Raw genomic sequence first — 18,008 nt, forward strand, 5'->3', positions numbered from 1 at the left:
ATGGGCAAGAAGGCTATGGAACAAGACGGGGCGTTAGACCCTTGGTATGCAGCCCTTGAGTGGTGGGTAAACCACTTTGATAAACGTTGCCACAAGGATTTGTTGCTGACGGGTTTGCCGCTGTCTGAACACGGTAGGTTGGATCATCAGCTCTTTTTCCGTGCGTTGGAACGGGCACAGCTATACGCGACGCCGTTGCCACTGTCAGAGATCACTCCACAATCCTTACCCCTCTTACTGGTGGACAAACACAGCAATCAACCTCATATCGTCACCAAGCACGATGAGCAAGGCTATCAGCTGTGGTCGGCAGAGGGCGAGAAGACCATGAGCGCCGAAGAGATCAAGCGGTGCTCAGAGCCCAACCTGTGGCGCATTGACGTTCAAGCACACTATGACGAGAGAATCGAAAACTCGCAGCCTCGTTCCCAAGGGCATTGGCTATGGAACGTGGTCAAAGAGGTGAAGCCTTGGTATCGAGATCTGCTCGTAGCGTCTTTACTTATCAACGTGCTGGCTCTGGTTGTCCCGCTGTTCACGATGAACGTGTATGATCGAGTGGTGCCCAATCAAGCCTTTAGTACTTTGTGGGTGCTGGTGGTTGGGGTCTGTGTCGTGATTGTTTTCGACTGGTTGCTGCGCGAGGCGCGAAGCTCAGTGACGGATGTCGCTGGGCGTTATCTGGATAATAAGCTGTCTGCCATCTTGCTTGGTAAAGTATTGGGGATGAAGCTAGAAAACCGTCCGCAATCGATCGGGGCGTTTTCTCGCCAACTTCAAGATTTTGATAGTGTCCGTGATTTCTTCACCTCAATTTCTCTGGTGACCTTGATTGATCTGCCTTTTACCCTGCTGTTTTTGCTTCTTATCGGCTGGCTAGGTGGGGCGATGATGTTGATTCCTGTCACTGTGATGTTGGTGCTGATCGGATTGTCGGTCGCGATGAAAGGCAAGATAGAACAAACCCAACAGGAGACGGCAGCGCTGTCGAGCCAGCGTCAAGCCCAACTGTTTGATTGCCTAAGTTCGTTGCCTGAAATCAAACAAAATAACGCACAAGGGACGATACAAAAACGCTGGGAGCAGACGGTCGCTTCCTTGTCCGACTGGCAAAATCGTTCTCGTCATTATTCCAACTTAGTGGCGCACTCGATTCAATCGAGTCAGCAAATCGTCACCATTTGCCTCATCGTGTTTGGTGTCTATCAGATTTCTGAGGGCTTGCTCAGTATGGGCGGGTTGATTGCAATTGTGATGCTCAGTGGCCGAGCGGCGGGCAGCATCAATCAGCTCTCTCTTCTCATGCTGCGCTATCAGCAAACCAAGACTGCTATCGAAGGGCTCAACGCCATCATCGATTTGCCTCAAGAAGATCAAGAAAGCAATAAATTGTCCCAAGGCCAGTTCCAAGGCGGCGTGCGTTTAGACAAGGTGAGTTACCAATACCCTCAAACTCCGACGCCTAGTGTAGAGAGCGTAAGTATTACCATTCCCACCGGTGAGCGTGTTGGCATTATTGGCGCTGCGGGCGCGGGAAAGTCTACGTTACTTGCCATTATCGCCAAGCAGGCCAATCCAACCCAAGGACGCGTCTTTTACGATGAGATTGATAGCCAACTTTGGCCGAGTGCCTCCATTCGTCATCACACCGGCTGGGTGGGACAAAACCCGCAACTGCTCTATGGCACAGTGATAGACAATATCACCTTGGGCGCGAACGAGGTCGATCAGAAAAAGTTAGCGCAGGCGATACAGCTTTCGGGACTGGGTGCCTATCTCGATCGTATGAGTAACGGGTTGGAGACCCAAGTGGGTGAAGGCGGACGTTTTTTATCCGGCGGTCAACGTCAAGCGGTGGCGTTGGCGCGTTCGTTTTATCGCACCTCAAGTTTATTGATTCTAGACGAGCCGACCGCTTCCTTAGATAGCGACGCAGAGGCACGTTTATTCCATAGTTTGCAGTCGTTGCCGCGTGACAAAACGATGCTCATTAGCTCGCACAAACACTCCTTCCTCTCCTTGTGCGACCGTATTTTGGTGGTTCATCAGGGGCAGATCGTCGCAGATGGTTCACCCGCAGAGATCTTGCATGCGCGTAAAGAGACCAACAAAAAGCGTGTCCGCTCTGTCTCAGTGGTCAAAGGAAGCAAGCATGAATAGCACCGCGTGGAACAACGCGCATTTAGCCCATCGCTCACGCCGCTTGATTTGGTTAAGTGGTGCGCTCATTGTTGCCATCATTGTGTGGGCCACGTGGGCCAAACTGGAAGAGGTGGTAGTGGGCGAAGGAAAAGTGGTACCGAGCCTTTCTGTCCAGACGATACAAAGCCTGGAAGGGGGCTTGGTGAAACAAGTGCTCGTCACTCAAGGTGAGCGCGTTGAGCTTGGTCAGCCCATAGCGATTTTAGACGACACGCGTTTTAAAGCGAGCTTTCAAGAGTCGGCTCAGCAAGCGCAATCTTTGCTGGCACAAAAGCAGCGACTGGAAGCCGAATTGATGAGTGTTCAAGTACAAAGCTCGCAAGTTGACTGGCGTGAGCAGGTCAACGTGGTCACCGCGCCCTTTGTGTTAGAAGAGGGCAGCCATAACGCACTATTTAATGAGCGCGCGAACTACTTGGAGCGCATTGGCCAGCTCAATGCAGAGCTTGAGGAGTCGACGCTGCGCATTGAGCAGCAAGCCCAAACCTACAATGATACCTTGAATGCCATCAAAACATTGCAAAGCAGTCTGGCCATTGTCACTCAAGAGCGTGACATGTTACGTGACGTCGTTGCTAGTGGCGCGGTCGCGGAAGTCGAACTGCTCAAGCTCAATCGTGATTACGTCAAGCTACAAGGTGACATCGCCAGTTCACAAGTGATGGCGCAAAAGCAAAAAGCCGCCTACGCCGAAGCGATTGCTGATAGGCGAAGCACGGCGCTCGATTTTCGCGCTAAAGCGCAAGGACAACTGAATGAAGTCGCCACTAAACTGGCTCAACTGCAAGAGAGTCAACAGGCGATAGCGGATCAACTTAATCGCACGCAGCTTGTCTCGCCAGTTGATGGACGAGTCAAAGAAGTCTTTATTCGCACCATTGGTGGTGTGGTAAGACCCGGCGAGCCGATCATGGAGTTGATACCTGAGAACAGCACCTTGATAGTTGAAGCGAGGATCTCTCCGCAAGACATTGCTTTTGTGCGCAGTGGCCTTGCTGCGACCGTGAAATTCAGTGCCTACGATTTTGTCATTTACGGTGGATTAGCAGGCAAAGTCACCTATGTCAGTGCTGACGCCCTGCAAACGGAAGAGGGAAATGCCTACTACCGTGCTCACATCACGTTGGATGACAACGAAAAGGTGTCGCAATTTACCATTATTCCGGGCATGCAGGTGGCCGTGGATATCTTGACGGGGGAGAAAACCGTCCTGAGTTATTGGCTAAAACCTATTTTGAGAGCAAAAGAGAATGCTCTTCGAGAACGATAATAAACATAAGGATAGATAATGCGTTCCAAATCGTTATTGTTAGGCGTGTTGCTCTCGAGTTCAGCGCACGCCATTTCTCTGGAAGAGTCGGTGGCGTTTGCCATCGATTACAGCCCAGAGTTGTTGGCTCAGTATTCCCGCTATCAGTCTGTAGTGCGTGATGGTGATGCCGCAAGTGGACTTCAGCTTCCACAGGCCAACCTTTATGCTGCAGCCGGTTATGAGGAGACGCGTTACAACAGTGGCTCATACATTGATCCAGATGATAGAGGCTTAACGCGCACCGAAATTGGCCTAAAAATCTCTCAATTGCTGTTTGATGGTTTTAGCACCAGTTCAAATGTGGCTCGTTTGGGGTATGAGGCAGAAGCAGAGCGCCTAACTTTAATCTCAAGGGCAGAAAACGTGTCACTGGACATTGTGCGTATTTACTTGGAACTGCTGAAAGCGCAAACCTTACTTGAGCTTGCAGAGCGCAATGTCCGAGAGCACCAAGAGATCTACCAAAATGTATTGGATAAAACGCAAAAAGGGTTGAGCAGCAATTCCGATTTAGCGCAGATTTCAGCGCGAGTCGCCACGTCCCAATCCTCTCTTATCGCTTCGCAGAACAATCTCGTCGATCTTCAGACTCAGTATTTGCGCTTGGTGGGCAAAATGCCTACGGACTTGGTCGATCCTGTGTTTGATGACGCGCTGCTGCCGAGCAGTGCGGAGGTAGCGAAAACGCAGGCCATCGACAATCACCCTGAAATTAAGGCGGCGGTATTGGATTTGGATGCCGCGCGTAAAGAGGTCCGCCGAGAAAAAGGCGGTTATTACCCAGAGATCAAGCTTGAATTACATGCCAACAAGAATGACAACGTCAGCAACGCTGAAGGGCCAGATGAAGATGCGCGTATCATGCTGACTATGGATTACGATATTTTCAATGGCTTTGCCACCGATGCGAGTGTTGAGTCTTCCGCTTGGCGCGTAGAAGAGGCTCGCGCTATTCGCTTGCGCACTGAGCGTGAAGTCGAAGAGGGCACGCAACTGGCTTGGAACGCCTACGACATGTTAGAGAAACAGATGATGTTACTGCAACAAAACGTGGATGCAGTGAAAATTGCAGAGCTTGGTTATATCCAGCAGTTTAACGTGGGTCGCCGTAGTTTGTTGGATGTGTTGGATGCCAAAGTGGAAGTGTTCTTGGCGAGAAAAAATTATGTTTCAGCTAAATACGATCATACCTTAGCCGCATACCGACTGTTTAATGCGATGGGTATTCTCACTTATGCGCTTCGGGTCGAACATCCAGAAGAGTGGCAAGGGGAGGAGAAACAATGATGAAGTGGTTACCCCTTTCGCTTGTGCTGCTGACCGCTTGTGCGCAAGAGCCAAATATTGAGACGACGCGTCACCAAATTGATGATCTGACCGATGACGATCGCGACGGCGTCATCAATCAGCGTGATTTGTGTGCATTGACGCCGGAAAATGTGGCTGTCGACAGACAAGGTTGTACGCAGTGGCAAATTGAAGAAAAAGCCAACGTGATCAGTTTCTTCTTCGATATGGACAAGCACCAAGAAACGCCGGAGCATCAGGCGCCCCTTGAGCAGCTTACGCAACTGCTCGATGCGCACCCCGATGCGTCGGTAATATTGCTCGGTGATACCAGTCCTGAAGCGAGCTTGGCGTACAACCAGGCTCTGGCTAAGCGTCGCACCTACACCATACGTTTGATGCTTGAGCGACAAGGCGTCGACCCCAACCGTATTTCAGAGCAGGAGTTCACCCAAGTGACGGCATTGACTCAGTATCTGCATGCGCGTAAACGTCGTGCCATTGCCGTCGTCATGACCGACGTCATGAGCGTAAAGCCAACATGGACGATTTTCAGCTCCGAGCAACAATTAACACCCAAAAGCAACGCAGAGGTGAAAAATGAACAGTAAACTTTTGCCACTGATGTCGACTGCGTTGTTTATTATGCCTTGGAGTATGGTCTCTAACGCATCGGCGCAAGACTCGATCACCGCAGTGGCGGTGGACAGTCATATGGTCTCTCTCATCGGTGCATTAACGGATGGCAACTTTGAGCAGTTGGACATTCTTAGCCGAGAAAATATTCCTGCGGCTATGCTTAGCCGAGAAGTTCGGGTCGGTGTGAGCGCTCGTCGTTGGACGGACTTAGAAGTGGCCAAATTTGAAAAGCTCACCGGGTATCGTCCGACCGAGCTTTACTTTACCGCTGATGTGGTGGCCGTACTAGCCAACGAAGAGAACCCAAACCAAGAGGTGACATTGCAACAGCTCCGTGACGTTTTTGGTTGTAACGACGATGTCCTGCCTACGCGCTGGTCAACGTGGGGCGAAGAAGCAGAAACGCCGCTGATGCTGCCTTTTGCGGTGGATGAAGGTTTAAAACTCCATCATACCTTCCACGAGTGGGTCACGTGCAAAGAAGGCACCTATGCGGCGACGCAGTTTGTCGCAGATGAAGAGGGGCTGGAAGAGGCGCTGGATGATAACGAGCAAGCGCTAGCGTATGTGACCTATTCCAAACGTTGGCAAGAGGCGAATATCTTGTCGGTCGTCGATGACCGAGGTGATCGTTACGATGTGAATAAAGAAACCATCTTGTCGGGCCGTTATCCGCTGTCGAGTGTTTATTACTTGTATCTCGACCTGCCACCACATCGAAATTACTTTTCACCGTCAGAAAAGCAGTTTATCGAGTTGGCACTGAGCCAAGAGCATCAATCGGTGCTCAATCGCTTTGGCTTTATCAGCTTACCTGAACAGGCGATTTGGCGAAATTATGTCAAGCTAGGCCTAGAGCCACCTATCGTTGAGGGTGGTTACAAGTAACCACTTCACTGACACTAACTCATTCGATCTAAAAAGCCCCAAACGGGGCTTTTCTATTGGTAGAGGCGGTGAAATTCCAATTAGGACTCGACCATGACGCGCGTATCTTCACTCAGCGATTCGAGTTCGTTGGCCACATCGTCAATGCTGATCTCCTGTGGTAATCGAATTGCCATGTTGGCGGTGAACAAACTCGAGCTCACTCCACCACCGCCCGCAATAAAGACGCGCTGGCAATCCATGTCGAGAATATTAATACCTTGACCATCCAGTACGTGAGTGATCTCATTAACGATGCCGTTGCGATCGTTAGCGTCTAAACGGATTTGATAAATGGTATCCGAGGCATGAGCCGCAGTGTCTGAATCGACAATTTGCACCAACAACTCATCATAAGATTGGAATGCGGCTTTGACGGTGTCTACGTTCTCCGCTGGGACATCGACTTTGATCACGGCCGCGACTTGATCCTCAATAAAATTCACTTTGCTAATCAGCCATTTACCGCCGTTCTCATGGGTAATGGCCGCGAGGTTTTTGATTGTGGTTGGCGTCGCTTTACCAACAAAATTGACAATAAATGTGTGAGTCATAAGTGCCTCCTGCGTTCTTGGACGAAAACATATCGTCTCATTTCAGTGTAGGATCGCGGTAAAGTTGAGGTTTGACTTAGGTCAATTTTTCAAGCTAATACATTGTTGAAATTGAGAATATTGGTACTTCTGACACAAAAAAGCGACGCATGGCGTCGCTCGATGAAGAAGCGTAAACACGAGACGTTAGGTTTAAAACGTCACTTTAAGCTCAAAACCGTAAAAGACGGGGTCATAGGTTGCGCCTGAATTGAGGGCAAACGTCGCGGCCTCTTGGTTACCAAACCACGGATTGCTCACGTACTGCCACTCTGCGCTGCCGCCCCAGGCGTCAGTCACCCAACCGTGAATGTGGCCAACGGGGTTCAAGAAAAACAGTGTTACGTCACCCATACCTTGGGAGCCGAACACTTCACCGCCATCGGCGACGATACTTTGTTCTGCTTCAAACATCATCTCACCGACTACGGCGCCAAAGAATGGGGTGATGAACAGATCTTGCCAAGAGGGCACTTCCGCAAAAGCTTCCACCCCGTACTCCCAGAAAAACGCTGACATCGTAGCGGAATAGAGGAAGGACTCAAACTCATTGAATCCAGCGTGACGCGCCGCAGTGTAGTAGACACCCCCAAAATAGGGGTGCATGATGTAATTGAGAAAATGCTCGTCACGATCCCAAACTGGACCATCAGAGACGTTGTCTTTCCACTTCTTACCCAAATTACTCAGGTCACGACTCTCTTCATCCCACTTAGTGATGGACTCAGGCAGTAGAGTCATCAGGCCGACAGTGGCGACACTGAGGCCTAAAATGGTGTAGGTTTGGCCCATCAAGTAATCCCAGTCTTTCTCACTTTGCACCGTAAGATAGCGTGGGCGAGGAGGCTCAGAGAGCTCAAGCTCATTTGCGCTCAGACTTAAGGTAAAAGGATCACCGCTTTGGTATTGGTATGAGTGCTCGTAGAAGGTATGGGGCTTGGCAGGGATATAACTCAACTCTATCGGCTGAATATCATGTTGGCTTCCTGCTGCGGCATAAGACGACGCCGTTAATAATAGTGCACCCACGCTTTTTCTAAACACATGAACTCCAAAGGGTTGTTATATTGATCGCGCTCACAATTATCCCTTATAGAGGGGAGAATGCAAACCAGTAAATGTCATAAATAAGAAACTAGGTGATATTAGTAATGTCTGTCACTATAGAGCGATAACAAAAAGATAAGTTTCACGCGCTGACGCTACCAAATAAAGGAATTCATATGTTAAAAATTGCCATGTTAAGTACTGGGGAAGAAGTGCTCCACGGAGATATCGTCGACACCAATGCCGCTTGGCTGTCTGAGCAGTTCTTTACACACGGATTTTCATTAGCTAAACGTTCTACCGTTGGTGATGAAGAAAGTGCCCTAGTGGAAGAGCTGTTGATGTTGAGCTTTAACTATGACGTGGTGGTGGTTAATGGCGGCCTCGGACCAACCAGCGATGATTTAAGCGCGCACGCAGCTTCGTTGGCTGCAGATGTGGAGCTTGTGCTGTATCCCGAGTGGCTTGATAAGTTGACGGCCTTTTTTGCTGCCCGCAACATGGCAATGCCCGAAAGTAACCGCAAGCAAGCGATGTTACCTAAAGGCAGTGTCTTACTCGACAATCCTATCGGCACGGCGTGTGGGTTTAAGGTCGTGATCAATGACTGCGTGTTTTATTTTACACCGGGTGTGCCGAGTGAATTTAAGCGCATGGTCAAAGAGCAAATCTTGCCTGATTTAAAACAGCAGTACCCTCAAGTGCAGGGGTACGAATGCAGTCGACTCTATACGTTTGGCACGTCCGAATCGGCGTTGTCTGACACGCTCGATAAGGTGGCATTACCAGAGGGGTATACTCTGGGCTATCGGTCTTACCTGCCTTTTATTGAGGTCAAACTCTTTGGCCCGAAAGGAGAGCTAGAGACACGGGTTAAGTTACTGCAACTGATCTTTAATCTCATTGAATCTAGTGTGGTGTCGGTAGATGAAACCATGCAAAAGCATGTCGCGTATTTAATCGAAGAGCGCAAATCATCCATTGCGACCGCCGAGCAATCGACGTTTGGTGCGCTATCTCAGTGGTTGCACGCCGAGCCAGAGGCAGCGCAATACTGTGGTCATGGCTGGGTGATTGGTCATGCGGTCTCGGTGGGCGAGCAAAAAGAGGATTCATTAGCGGCGGCGTTCGCCTTGGCGGGGGCGACTCGCGAGAAATGCGCGACGGATGTCGCTATTGTGACGGGCAAGGTCATAGAGGGGGTGTTCTCCCTCGCGCTATCGACTCCAGAAGGTGAATGGGGGCAGACGATGAAGTTCAATCGCCAATATGGTCGTCAGGATCAAATCGCGATCATTACGACCACGGCGGCGGATATGCTCAGACGCTATTTGTCAGCGAAGCCCTTGTTTGCGAAATACAGCTCGTTATCTCGTGAAAAAGAGCTGTTCGTGCCACGAAATGCACTTGAGAGCTAGCCAATAACAGTGAGTCTGTCAAATGACTCGCTATGTTATTTCTCCTTATCCTTCTGAAAAATAAGTTTATTTTCTACTCCCTCAGAATTAAATTTTTTAGAAGAAATCGTTCTAATGGTTAAACGGATGATTTTCAATAGAAGCGCTGTTTGTCTTACTTTTGCAACGTGCATTTAACAAAATTGATCGTAAACTGGAAATTCGGCAGGGTGTTGCAAAGGAGAGTGACATGTTTAATCAATCGAAGATCCTTATCTGGTATCAAGTAGCGAGCCAGAAAGTATTTCTTGGTGAAGCGCTCAGCGATGAGCATCACGATGTGATTTCTATGTGGCTCAACGCCCCAGAAGAGCTCACACCTAGAGAGAGTTTGGGCTATCGACTTTCACTGTTTGATGATGACGGAAGACAGATTGGTGACAAACCCGTCTCCATGATGACCGCCGATGCGTTTTTGTCCGGTATTCGGCTTCAGATCTAAGCTCAATCTCGATGACTTTTTTGGGGCGTTCAGTTCTGTTCAGTGACTCAGTTTAAGCAGTTGAAGATTGGATATGAAGCTTCAAAATTGACTACAGCAAAAAAGAGTAAGGCCAGCTTAATGCTGGCCTTAATGGAATAGGAAGGTTTTTGATGTTAATCGGTACGCGCTCACTAATCGCTGTTAAGCGCGTTTTTCCTTAAGGCGGTAATTGACGTCAGCCACTTCCACATCCGACTTCGCTTTACATATACAAGGTAAAATTTCATCACCCTGTGTATAAGCCATCGCAAAACCAACGTATTCCACCTCGCCTGAGACCAAAGTACAGCGGCACGCTCCACAGTGTCCATCTCGACAGTTATATTCAGGTTCCAGTCCGGCCTGTTCCATCGTCTCCAATATCGTGTTGGATGAATTGGATTGGATGGTGGTAATCGCGTTGATTTTGATACTTGGCATTACAGTTCGAAGTCCTTGAAGTCATCAGCACGTACGTCGCTGTCAATCTGACCGACAAGGTACGATGAGATCTCCGCTTCTTGCGGTGCGACTTGAACATTATCTGATGATAACCAGGCGTTGATCCAAGGGATCGGGTTCGAGGTCGCATTAGGGTAAGCGGCGCTCAGTCCGACAGCTTGCATACGAATATTAGTAATGTACTCAACGTATTGGCAGAGGATGTCTTTGTTCAAGCCGATCATAGAACCGTCTTTAAACAGGTACTCAGCCCACTCTTTTTCTTGTTCCGCCGCGGCTTTAAACAGGTCGAAGCACTCTTGCTTACACTCTTCTGCGATCTGGATAAATGAGAAGTCATCTTGACCGTTGCGAAGCAAGTTGATCATATGTTGGGTGCCAGTCAAATGGAGCGCTTCATCACGGGCAATCAACTTAATGATTTTTGCGTTGCCTTCCATCAGTTCACGTTCTGCAAACGCAAAAGAACATGCAAAGCTGACGTAGAAGCGAATGGCTTCCAATGCGTTGACAGACATCAAGCAGAGGTAAAGTTGCTTCTTCAAATTGTGCAGAGAAACCGTGACTTCTTCGCCTTTGATTTGATGAGTACCTTCACCAAAACGGTGATAGTCGTTGGTCATCTGAATCAAATCATCGTAGTAGCGTGAGATGTCGTCCGCACGCTTCAAGATGTGCTCGTTTTCAACGATGTCATCAAACACGAGACCTGGATCATTCACAATGTTACGAATGATGTGCGTGTAAGAGCGTGAGTGAATCGTTTCAGAGAACGACCAAGTCTCGATCCACGTTTCGACTTCTGGCAATGAGACCAAAGGCAACAGCGCGACGTTAGGGCTGCGACCTTGGATCGAGTCAAGTAGCGTTTGGTATTTCAGGTTGGAGATGAAAATGTGTTTTTCATGCTCTGGCAGTTTGTTGTAGTCGATGCGGTCACTCGACACGTCGACTTCTTCTGGACGCCAAAAGAAAGAAAGCTGTTTTTCGATCAGTTTTTCAAATATCTCAAATTTCTGTTGGTCGTAGCGAGCGACGTTGACAGATTGGCCCAAGAACATAGGCTCTTTGAGTTGATCATTTTTAGTTCGGTTAAAAGTACTGTAAGCCATGATGCCTCAATTCCTTTTATGCCCCGAGACTCGGGGCATTAATTTGGTTAAACGTTGCAAATCCTAGTAAGCGTTAGATCTTACAACCGCCGCCTGCACAATCGTCGTCTTGCGGCTGAACGGCGTCTTTTTGGTCGTCGCTCGCGCCATCACGCGTGTTGTGGTAGTACAAGGTTTTAACGCCGTATTTGTACGCAGTCAGAAGGTCTTGCAGCAGTTTCTTCATTGGCACTTTGCCACTTTCAAAACGGCTTGGGTCATAGTTAGTGTTCGCGGAAATCGCTTGGTCAACGAATTTCTGCATGATGCCCACTAGGTGCAAGTAACCGTCGTTTGAACCAATATTCCAAAGCAGTTCGTAGTTGTTCTTAAGCGCAGTAAAGTCAGGCACCACTTGTTTCAAGATGCCGTCTTTAGAGGCCTTAACAGAGACATAACCACGCGGTGGCTCAATACCGTTGGTGGCGTTAGAGATCTGAGATGAGGTCTCAGAAGGCATCAACGCGGTTAATGTTGAGTTGCGCAGACCGTGGGTCATGATCTCTTCACGTAGGCCATCCCAGTCGTAGTGCAGAGGTTCATCACACACTAAGTCCACGTCTTTCTTGTACGTATCGATAGGCATGAGGCCTTTCGCGTAGTTGGTCTCGTGGAACGATGGGCATTTGCCTTGTTCTTTCGCCAGTGCAACGGACGCCTTAAGTAGGTAGTACTGCATCGCTTCAAAAGTGCGGTGCGTCAGTCCGTTGGCGCTGCCATCTGAGTATTTCACGCCATTTTTCGCTAGGTAGTAAGCGTAGTTAATGACACCCACGCCGAGCGTACGGCGGTTCATGGTGGACTTATAAGCCGCTGGTAATGGGTAGTCTTGGTAATCAAGCAGTGCATCAAGGGCACGTACGACCAAGTCAGACAACTCTTCGAAGTCATCCAGTGACTGGATAGCACCCAAGTTGAAAGCAGAAAGCGTGCAGAGCGCGATCTCGCCAGAATCATCTTCAACATTGCTCAGTGGCTTGGTCGGCAAGGCGATTTCAAGACACAGATTCGATTGGCGAACCGGCGCAACGCTGGCGTCAAACGGACTGTGGGTATTACAGTGGTCGACGTTTTGAATGTAAATACGACCTGTGGATGCACGCTCTTGCATCAAGATAGAGAACATCTCGATGGCTTTTACCGTTTCCTTCTTAATCGATGGATCGTTTTCGTACTTAACGTACAAACGTTCGAACTCATCCTGATCTTCGAAGAAGGCATCGTACAACCCAGGGACATCAGAAGGAGAGAATAGGGTGATGTTGCCACCTTGAACCAAGCGTTGGTACATCAAGCGATTAAGCTGAACGCCATAGTCCATGTGACGAACACGGTTCTCTTCGACACCGCGGTTGTTCTTGAGCACCATCAGTGTCTGAGATTCGCGGTGCCAAATAGGGTAGAAGACGGTCGCGGCGCCGCCACGAACACCACCTTGAGAACAGCATTTGACGGCGGTTTGGAAGTATTTGTAGAACGGGATACAGCCAGTGTGGAACGCTTCACCGCCGCGGATCTCTGAACCCAGAGCACGGATTCGACCTGCATTGATACCAATACCGGCACGTTGTGATACGTAACGCACGATGGAGCTTGCGGTCGCGTTGATCGAATCAAGGCTGTCGCCACACTCAATCAGTACGCATGAACTAAATTGACGCGTTGGGGTACGTACACCCGACATGATTGGCGTAGGCAGAGAAATCTTAAACGTCGACGTCGCATCGTAGAATCGCTTGATGTAGTCAAGGCGCGTCTCTTTCGGGTAGTTTGCGAACAAACACGCTGCCACAAGGATGTACAAGAATTGAGCGCTCTCGTAAATTTCCCCTGTAACACGGTTTTGAACGAAATACTTACCTTCCAGCTGTTTCACAGCGGCGTAAGAGAAATCGAGATCGCGGCGGTGGTCGATGTAAGCATCGAGCTCATCTAGCTCAGACTTAGTGTAGTCCTCTAGGATGTGCTGATCGTATTTACCCATATCGACAAGGCGCGCAACGTGTTTGTACAGCGTTGGTGGCTCATATTGACCGTACGCTTTCTTACGCAGATGGAAGACGGCTAAGCGAGCGGCGAGGTATTGATAATCTGGCGTCTCTTCTGAGATAAGATCAGCGGCTGACTTGATGATGGTCTCATGGATATCAGAAGTGGTGATGCCATCGTAGAACTGGATGTGAGCGCGAAGTTCTACCTGCGACACAGAGACATTATCAAGGCCTTCTGCTGCCCAGGTAATCACTCTGTGGATCTTGTCCAGATCAATGTTTTCTTTGCTGCCATTACGTTTAGTAACGGTGAGTTGTTGGTTCATTCTGCTTCATTTCCCTAACAAAACTGATTAAAGCCGTGTTTATATGTAATTCTTGTAAAATTGATTCCAGCTTTGTGATCAAAATCATTCTATACATTGTAGTACAAACACAATATATAGGGGTGCATCGATGTGCGGGTTACAAGATAGAGCTATCGAAGACGGTTTTCAAGTTACAGTTTTGGGATGACTTGTGGATAACTGACAAAAATAGAAAAAACAGTAAGTGACTACTAACCGATGAGGAAAGGGCAAACAAGATTGTACAAAATTACCGTTTTGGAATCGGTTTAGAAGTAACCATAAACAAAAAAAAATTCCTTGATCTTTGCTAATTTTTTTCTGCGTTTTTTGATGTGTTTAAAATGGAATCACGTGCACAAAAATCGACCTAAAAAGGCGGTGAACTTGTGCTACCGCCTAGGAGATGACCACTAGATGTTGTGCGCTGATTGGGGGGCTTCGCTCAACGTTTTTGGGTATGGACGATGTAGTTTACGTCGACATTAGTGCCTAATCGATAGCGATCAGTGAGCGGATTGTAGTGCAGCCCGGTAATGCCGAGTTCAGTAAGATCCGTTTGATCAATCATCTTGATAAGCTCAGATGGGCGAATAAATTTCTCATGCTCGTGGGTGCCTTCCGGCACGATTTTGAGGAGCTTCTCCGCACCGACAATCGCAAAAAGATAAGACTTGATATTGCGGTTAAGTGTCGAGAAGAAAACGTGACCACCCGGCTTGACGAGGCGAGCACAAGATTGCACAACGGAAAGAGGCTCAGGAACATGCTCAAGCATTTCCATACACGTCACAACGTCGTAACTTTGGGCATGGGTTTGCGCATGGTCTTCAATGGTACTCTGAATGTAGGTTAACTGAGTACCGGTTTCCAAGGCGTGCAAGCGAGCGACTTCAAGGGGCTCTTTACCCATATCGAGACCGGTCACTTCCGCGCCTTCTTTCGCCATGCTCTCGGCTAAGATGCCGCCGCCACAACCGACATCCAACACACGCTTGCCAAACAGCCCACTGGCCTTGTCGAGCACATATTGTAGGCGTAGGGGATTGATTTGATGAAGGGGCTTAAACTCGCCTTCTAAATCCCACCAACGTGATGCCATATCTTCGAATTTCTTTATCTCTTTTGGATCGACGTTTTGTGATTGGCTCATAGTCATCTCTGTATCCATACCTAGGTTATTGGGCGACATTATACTCAATCATCTCCTTGGCACCATGAAAGGGCGCACTTTTCTGTATGGCTGGCTAAAAAGTAGTCATTAATCAGCAAGATAATTCATGAGTGTGCAATTTCTCAGCGTTTGATTCACAACCAAGCTCACAACCTGATAAAACGGGCGGGAAAGTAATGCCGAACTATTGATTTGTGTGTTATATTTTTGCACCTTAAACGTATTGTACATACGATCTATAAATAGAGGGATAATGGCTCTATGAGCGATCTAGCTAAAGAGATCACGCCCGTAAACATTGAAGATGAGCTGCGAGGTTCCTACCTAGACTATGCGATGTCAGTCATCGTTGGTCGTGCTCTTCCAGATGTGCGTGATGGCCTAAAGCCTGTACACCGCCGCGTGTTATTCGCGATGAACGTACTAGGTAATGATTGGAATAAACCATACAAAAAATCTGCCCGTGTTGTTGGCGACGTTATCGGTAAATATCACCCTCATGGTGACAGTGCTGTGTACGATACTATCGTACGTATGGCTCAGCCGTTTTCATTGCGCTACATGCTTGTTGATGGCCAAGGTAACTTTGGTTCTATCGATGGTGACTCCGCAGCAGCAATGCGTTACACCGAAGTGCGTATGGCAAAAATTGCCCACGAACTTCTCGCTGACCTAGACAAAGAAACCGTAGATTACGTGCCAAACTATGATGGCACAGAGCAAATCCCTGCGGTACTGCCGACAAAAATTCCTAACCTACTGGTGAACGGTGCCTCTGGTATCGCGGTAGGTATGGCCACCAATATTCCGCCTCACAACCTAGGTGAAGTGATTGATGGCTGTCTGGCTTACATCAATAATGAAGAAATCACGATTGATGAGCTTATGGACTACATACCGGGTCCTGATTTCCCGACTGCGGCGCTCATCAGTGGCCGCAAAGGCATTGTAGACGCGTACAAAACCGGTCGCGGTAAGATCTACATGCGTTCTAAAGCGGAAATCGAAGTAGAGAAAAATGGCAAAGAGACCATTATTGTCACTGAAATTCCTTATCAAGTGAACAAAGCTCGTCTTATCGAAAAGATTGCTGAGCTGGTTAAAGATAAGAAAGTGGAAGGCATCAGTGCACTGCGTGACGAGTCTGATAAAGACGGCATGCGCATTGTGATTGAATGTAAGCGTGATGCAGTAGGCGAAGTGGTGCTCAACAACCTCTACGCACAGACTCAGCTGCAAACGACTTTCGGTATCAACATGGTGGCTCTAAATAACGGCCAGCCACAGCTATTCAACCTAAAAGACATGTTGAAGTGCTTCGTTGACCACCGTCGTGAAGTGGTCACTCGTCGTACTATCTTCGAACTACGCAAAGCACGTGAACGTGCGCATATCCTTGAAGCATTATCGCTTGCGCTTGCAAACATCGATGAAGTTATTGAGCTGATCAAAAACGCACCAACACCAGCAGAAGCGAAAGTGGGCTTGGTATCGCGTGGCTGGGATCTGGGTAACGTTGCATCAATGCTTGAGCGTGCGGGTACTGATGCTGCACGTCCAGAATGGCTAGAAGATCAATACGGTATCCGTGATGGTCTGTACTACTTAACAGAAACTCAAGCGCAAGCCATTCTAGAACTTCGTCTACACCGTCTAACCGGTCTAGAGCACGAGAAGATTCTTGATGAGTACAAAGCACTTCTAGATGAAATCGCAGAGCTTATGCACATCCTGGCTAGCACTGAGCGCTTGATGGAAGTCATCCGTGAAGAGTTAGAAGCGGTACGTGATGGTTACGGCGATCCTCGTCGTACAGAAATCACAGCGGCTACCCATGACATCGACATGGAAGAGCTGATTGCTCGTGAAGACGTAGTGGTAACCCTGTCTCACGAAGGCTATGTGAAGTATCAGCTACTGAGTGATTACGAATCTCAGCGTCGTGGTGGTAAAGGTAAGAGCGCCACCAAGATGAAGGACGAAGACTTTATTGAGCGTCTGCTTGTCGCCAATACGCATGACAATATTCTCTGCTTCTCGACTCGCGGTAAGACCTACCGTTTGAAGGTGTACCAATTGCCTCAAGCGACACGCACAGCACGTGGTAAGCCAATCGTTAATATTCTGCCTCTTGAAGAGGGAGAGCGTATTACGGCTATTTTGCCAGTCGATGAGTTTTCAGCAGACAAATACATTTTCATGGCGACAGGCGATGGTACAGTGAAGAAAACGTCACTGGATCAATTTGCCAATGTTCGTTCAAATGGTCTGATTGCGGTGAACTTGCGTGATGACGATTCACTGATTGGTGTGGATATCACTACCGGTGAAAGCGACATTATGCTTTTCTCTAAAGCGGGCAAAGTGGTGCGCTTTAGTGAAGATAAAGTCCGTGCCATGGGCCGTACTGCAGCAGGTGTGCGCGGTATGAAGTTAGCGGATGATGACCAAGTGGTGTCACTGATCGTTCCTGCGAACGAAGGCGATATCCTCACCGTGACGCAAAACGGCTACGGTAAGCGTACTGAATTGGCGGAATACCCAATTAAAGGTCGCGCGACCCAAGGTGTTGTCTCTATCAAAGTCTCCGAACGTAACGGCCCAGTCGTTGGCGCTGTTCAAGTAGAAGAAGGCGATGAGATGATGATGATCACCGATGCCGGTACACTGGTACGTACTCGTGTGGCGGAAGTGAGCCAAGTCGGTCGTAACACACAAGGTGTGACTCTGATCCGCACCGCTGAAGATGAATCGGTCGTTGGATTACAGCGTATCGATGAAATCGAACAAGCAGACATCATCGATGGCGAAGATGCTGAGCAAGATGAGTTAGCACAAGTGAGCGCGCCAACTGACGCACCGGATGTGAATGACGGTGATGACGAGCAAGTGTAATCTTACTCTGTTACGTTGATAAAGAAAGCCGAGGTTAACCCCTCGGCTTTTTTGATCGATT

At 48.6% G+C, this 18,008-nt stretch carries 14 protein-coding genes; 8 read left to right on the forward strand and 6 right to left on the reverse strand.

From position 1 onward, the window contains the following. From AC6R10_RS12165 to AC6R10_RS12185, 5 genes are read left to right on the forward strand one after another with little or no spacing between them, the layout of a single operon-like run. Positions 1 to 2,160: a type I secretion system permease/ATPase gene (locus AC6R10_RS12165; RefSeq protein ID WP_500672373.1), complete on the forward strand. Its 2,160-nt coding sequence runs from the start codon at positions 1 to 3 to the stop codon at positions 2,158 to 2,160. After that, complete coding sequence (locus AC6R10_RS12170; protein WP_500672374.1) at positions 2,153 to 3,472, forward strand: HlyD family type I secretion periplasmic adaptor subunit; 1,320 nt, start codon at positions 2,153 to 2,155, stop codon at positions 3,470 to 3,472. The genes AC6R10_RS12165 and AC6R10_RS12170 overlap by 8 nt, the downstream gene beginning before the upstream one ends. An 18-nt stretch (positions 3,473 to 3,490) precedes the next feature. Continuing rightward, complete coding sequence (locus AC6R10_RS12175) at positions 3,491 to 4,801, forward strand: TolC family outer membrane protein (protein WP_487903135.1); 1,311 nt, start codon at positions 3,491 to 3,493, stop codon at positions 4,799 to 4,801. Next, positions 4,798 to 5,412, forward strand: a complete 615-nt coding sequence (locus tag AC6R10_RS12180) for an OmpA family protein (RefSeq protein ID WP_500672375.1) — start codon at positions 4,798 to 4,800, stop codon at positions 5,410 to 5,412. Before AC6R10_RS12175 ends, AC6R10_RS12180 begins: the two co-directional genes overlap by 4 nt. Then, positions 5,402 to 6,328 carry a PstS family phosphate ABC transporter substrate-binding protein gene (locus tag AC6R10_RS12185; protein WP_500672376.1) on the forward strand — a complete coding sequence of 309 codons (927 nt, stop codon included), beginning with the start codon at positions 5,402 to 5,404 and terminating at the stop codon, positions 6,326 to 6,328. The genes AC6R10_RS12180 and AC6R10_RS12185 overlap by 11 nt, the downstream gene beginning before the upstream one ends. 80 nt (positions 6,329 to 6,408) lie before the next feature. Here the strand turns inward: AC6R10_RS12185 and AC6R10_RS12190 are convergent, their stop codons facing one another. Together AC6R10_RS12190 and AC6R10_RS12195 are read right to left on the reverse strand one after the other, a co-directional pair. Beyond that, complete coding sequence (locus AC6R10_RS12190; RefSeq protein ID WP_500628160.1) at positions 6,409 to 6,921, reverse strand: glycine cleavage system transcriptional repressor; 513 nt, start codon at positions 6,919 to 6,921, stop codon at positions 6,409 to 6,411. Positions 6,922 to 7,113: 192 nt separating this feature from the next. Then, on the reverse strand, positions 7,114 to 8,004 hold the full coding sequence (locus AC6R10_RS12195) for a DUF3943 domain-containing protein (RefSeq protein ID WP_500672377.1): 891 nt from the start codon (positions 8,002 to 8,004) through the stop codon (positions 7,114 to 7,116). Between the two features lie 179 nt (positions 8,005 to 8,183). On the opposite strand from AC6R10_RS12195, the gene AC6R10_RS12200 reads away from it, so the two are divergent. Next, positions 8,184 to 9,425, forward strand: a complete 1,242-nt coding sequence (locus AC6R10_RS12200; protein WP_500672378.1) for a CinA family nicotinamide mononucleotide deamidase-related protein — start codon at positions 8,184 to 8,186, stop codon at positions 9,423 to 9,425. A 229-nt stretch (positions 9,426 to 9,654) separates the two neighbouring features. Continuing rightward, positions 9,655 to 9,906, forward strand: coding sequence for a hypothetical protein (locus AC6R10_RS12205; RefSeq protein ID WP_500672379.1), 252 nt, complete (start codon positions 9,655 to 9,657; stop codon positions 9,904 to 9,906). Between the two features lie 183 nt (positions 9,907 to 10,089). Here the strand turns inward: AC6R10_RS12205 and yfaE are convergent, their stop codons facing one another. The 4 genes from yfaE to ubiG all read right to left on the reverse strand — a co-directional run bounded on the left by yfaE (position 10,090) and on the right by ubiG (position 15,031). Next, positions 10,090 to 10,368, reverse strand: a complete 279-nt coding sequence (gene yfaE / locus AC6R10_RS12210; RefSeq protein WP_500672380.1) for a class I ribonucleotide reductase maintenance protein YfaE — start codon at positions 10,366 to 10,368, stop codon at positions 10,090 to 10,092. Then, a complete protein-coding gene (gene nrdB / locus AC6R10_RS12215; RefSeq protein ID WP_500672381.1) occupies positions 10,368 to 11,501 on the reverse strand; it encodes a class Ia ribonucleoside-diphosphate reductase subunit beta in 1,134 nt (377 codons plus the stop codon). The genes yfaE and nrdB overlap by 1 nt, the downstream gene beginning before the upstream one ends. Positions 11,502 to 11,574: 73 nt before the next feature. Beyond that, complete coding sequence (nrdA, locus tag AC6R10_RS12220; RefSeq protein WP_500672382.1) at positions 11,575 to 13,857, reverse strand: class 1a ribonucleoside-diphosphate reductase subunit alpha; 2,283 nt, start codon at positions 13,855 to 13,857, stop codon at positions 11,575 to 11,577. A 466-nt stretch (positions 13,858 to 14,323) separates the two neighbouring features. Further along, positions 14,324 to 15,031 (reverse strand): bifunctional 2-polyprenyl-6-hydroxyphenol methylase/3-demethylubiquinol 3-O-methyltransferase UbiG, encoded by a 708-nt coding sequence (ubiG, locus tag AC6R10_RS12225; RefSeq protein ID WP_500631146.1) that lies wholly within the window; start codon positions 15,029 to 15,031, stop codon positions 14,324 to 14,326. A gap of 282 nt (positions 15,032 to 15,313) precedes the next feature. Between ubiG and gyrA the strand changes: the two genes are divergently transcribed. Next, entirely contained in the window at positions 15,314 to 17,947 is a 2,634-nt protein-coding gene (gyrA, locus tag AC6R10_RS12230; RefSeq protein ID WP_500672383.1) for a DNA topoisomerase (ATP-hydrolyzing) subunit A, read from the forward strand. Positions 17,948 to 18,008: the final 61 nt, after the last annotated feature.

Source organism: Vibrio sp. R12-SG2-ISO1 (assembly GCF_059834045.1).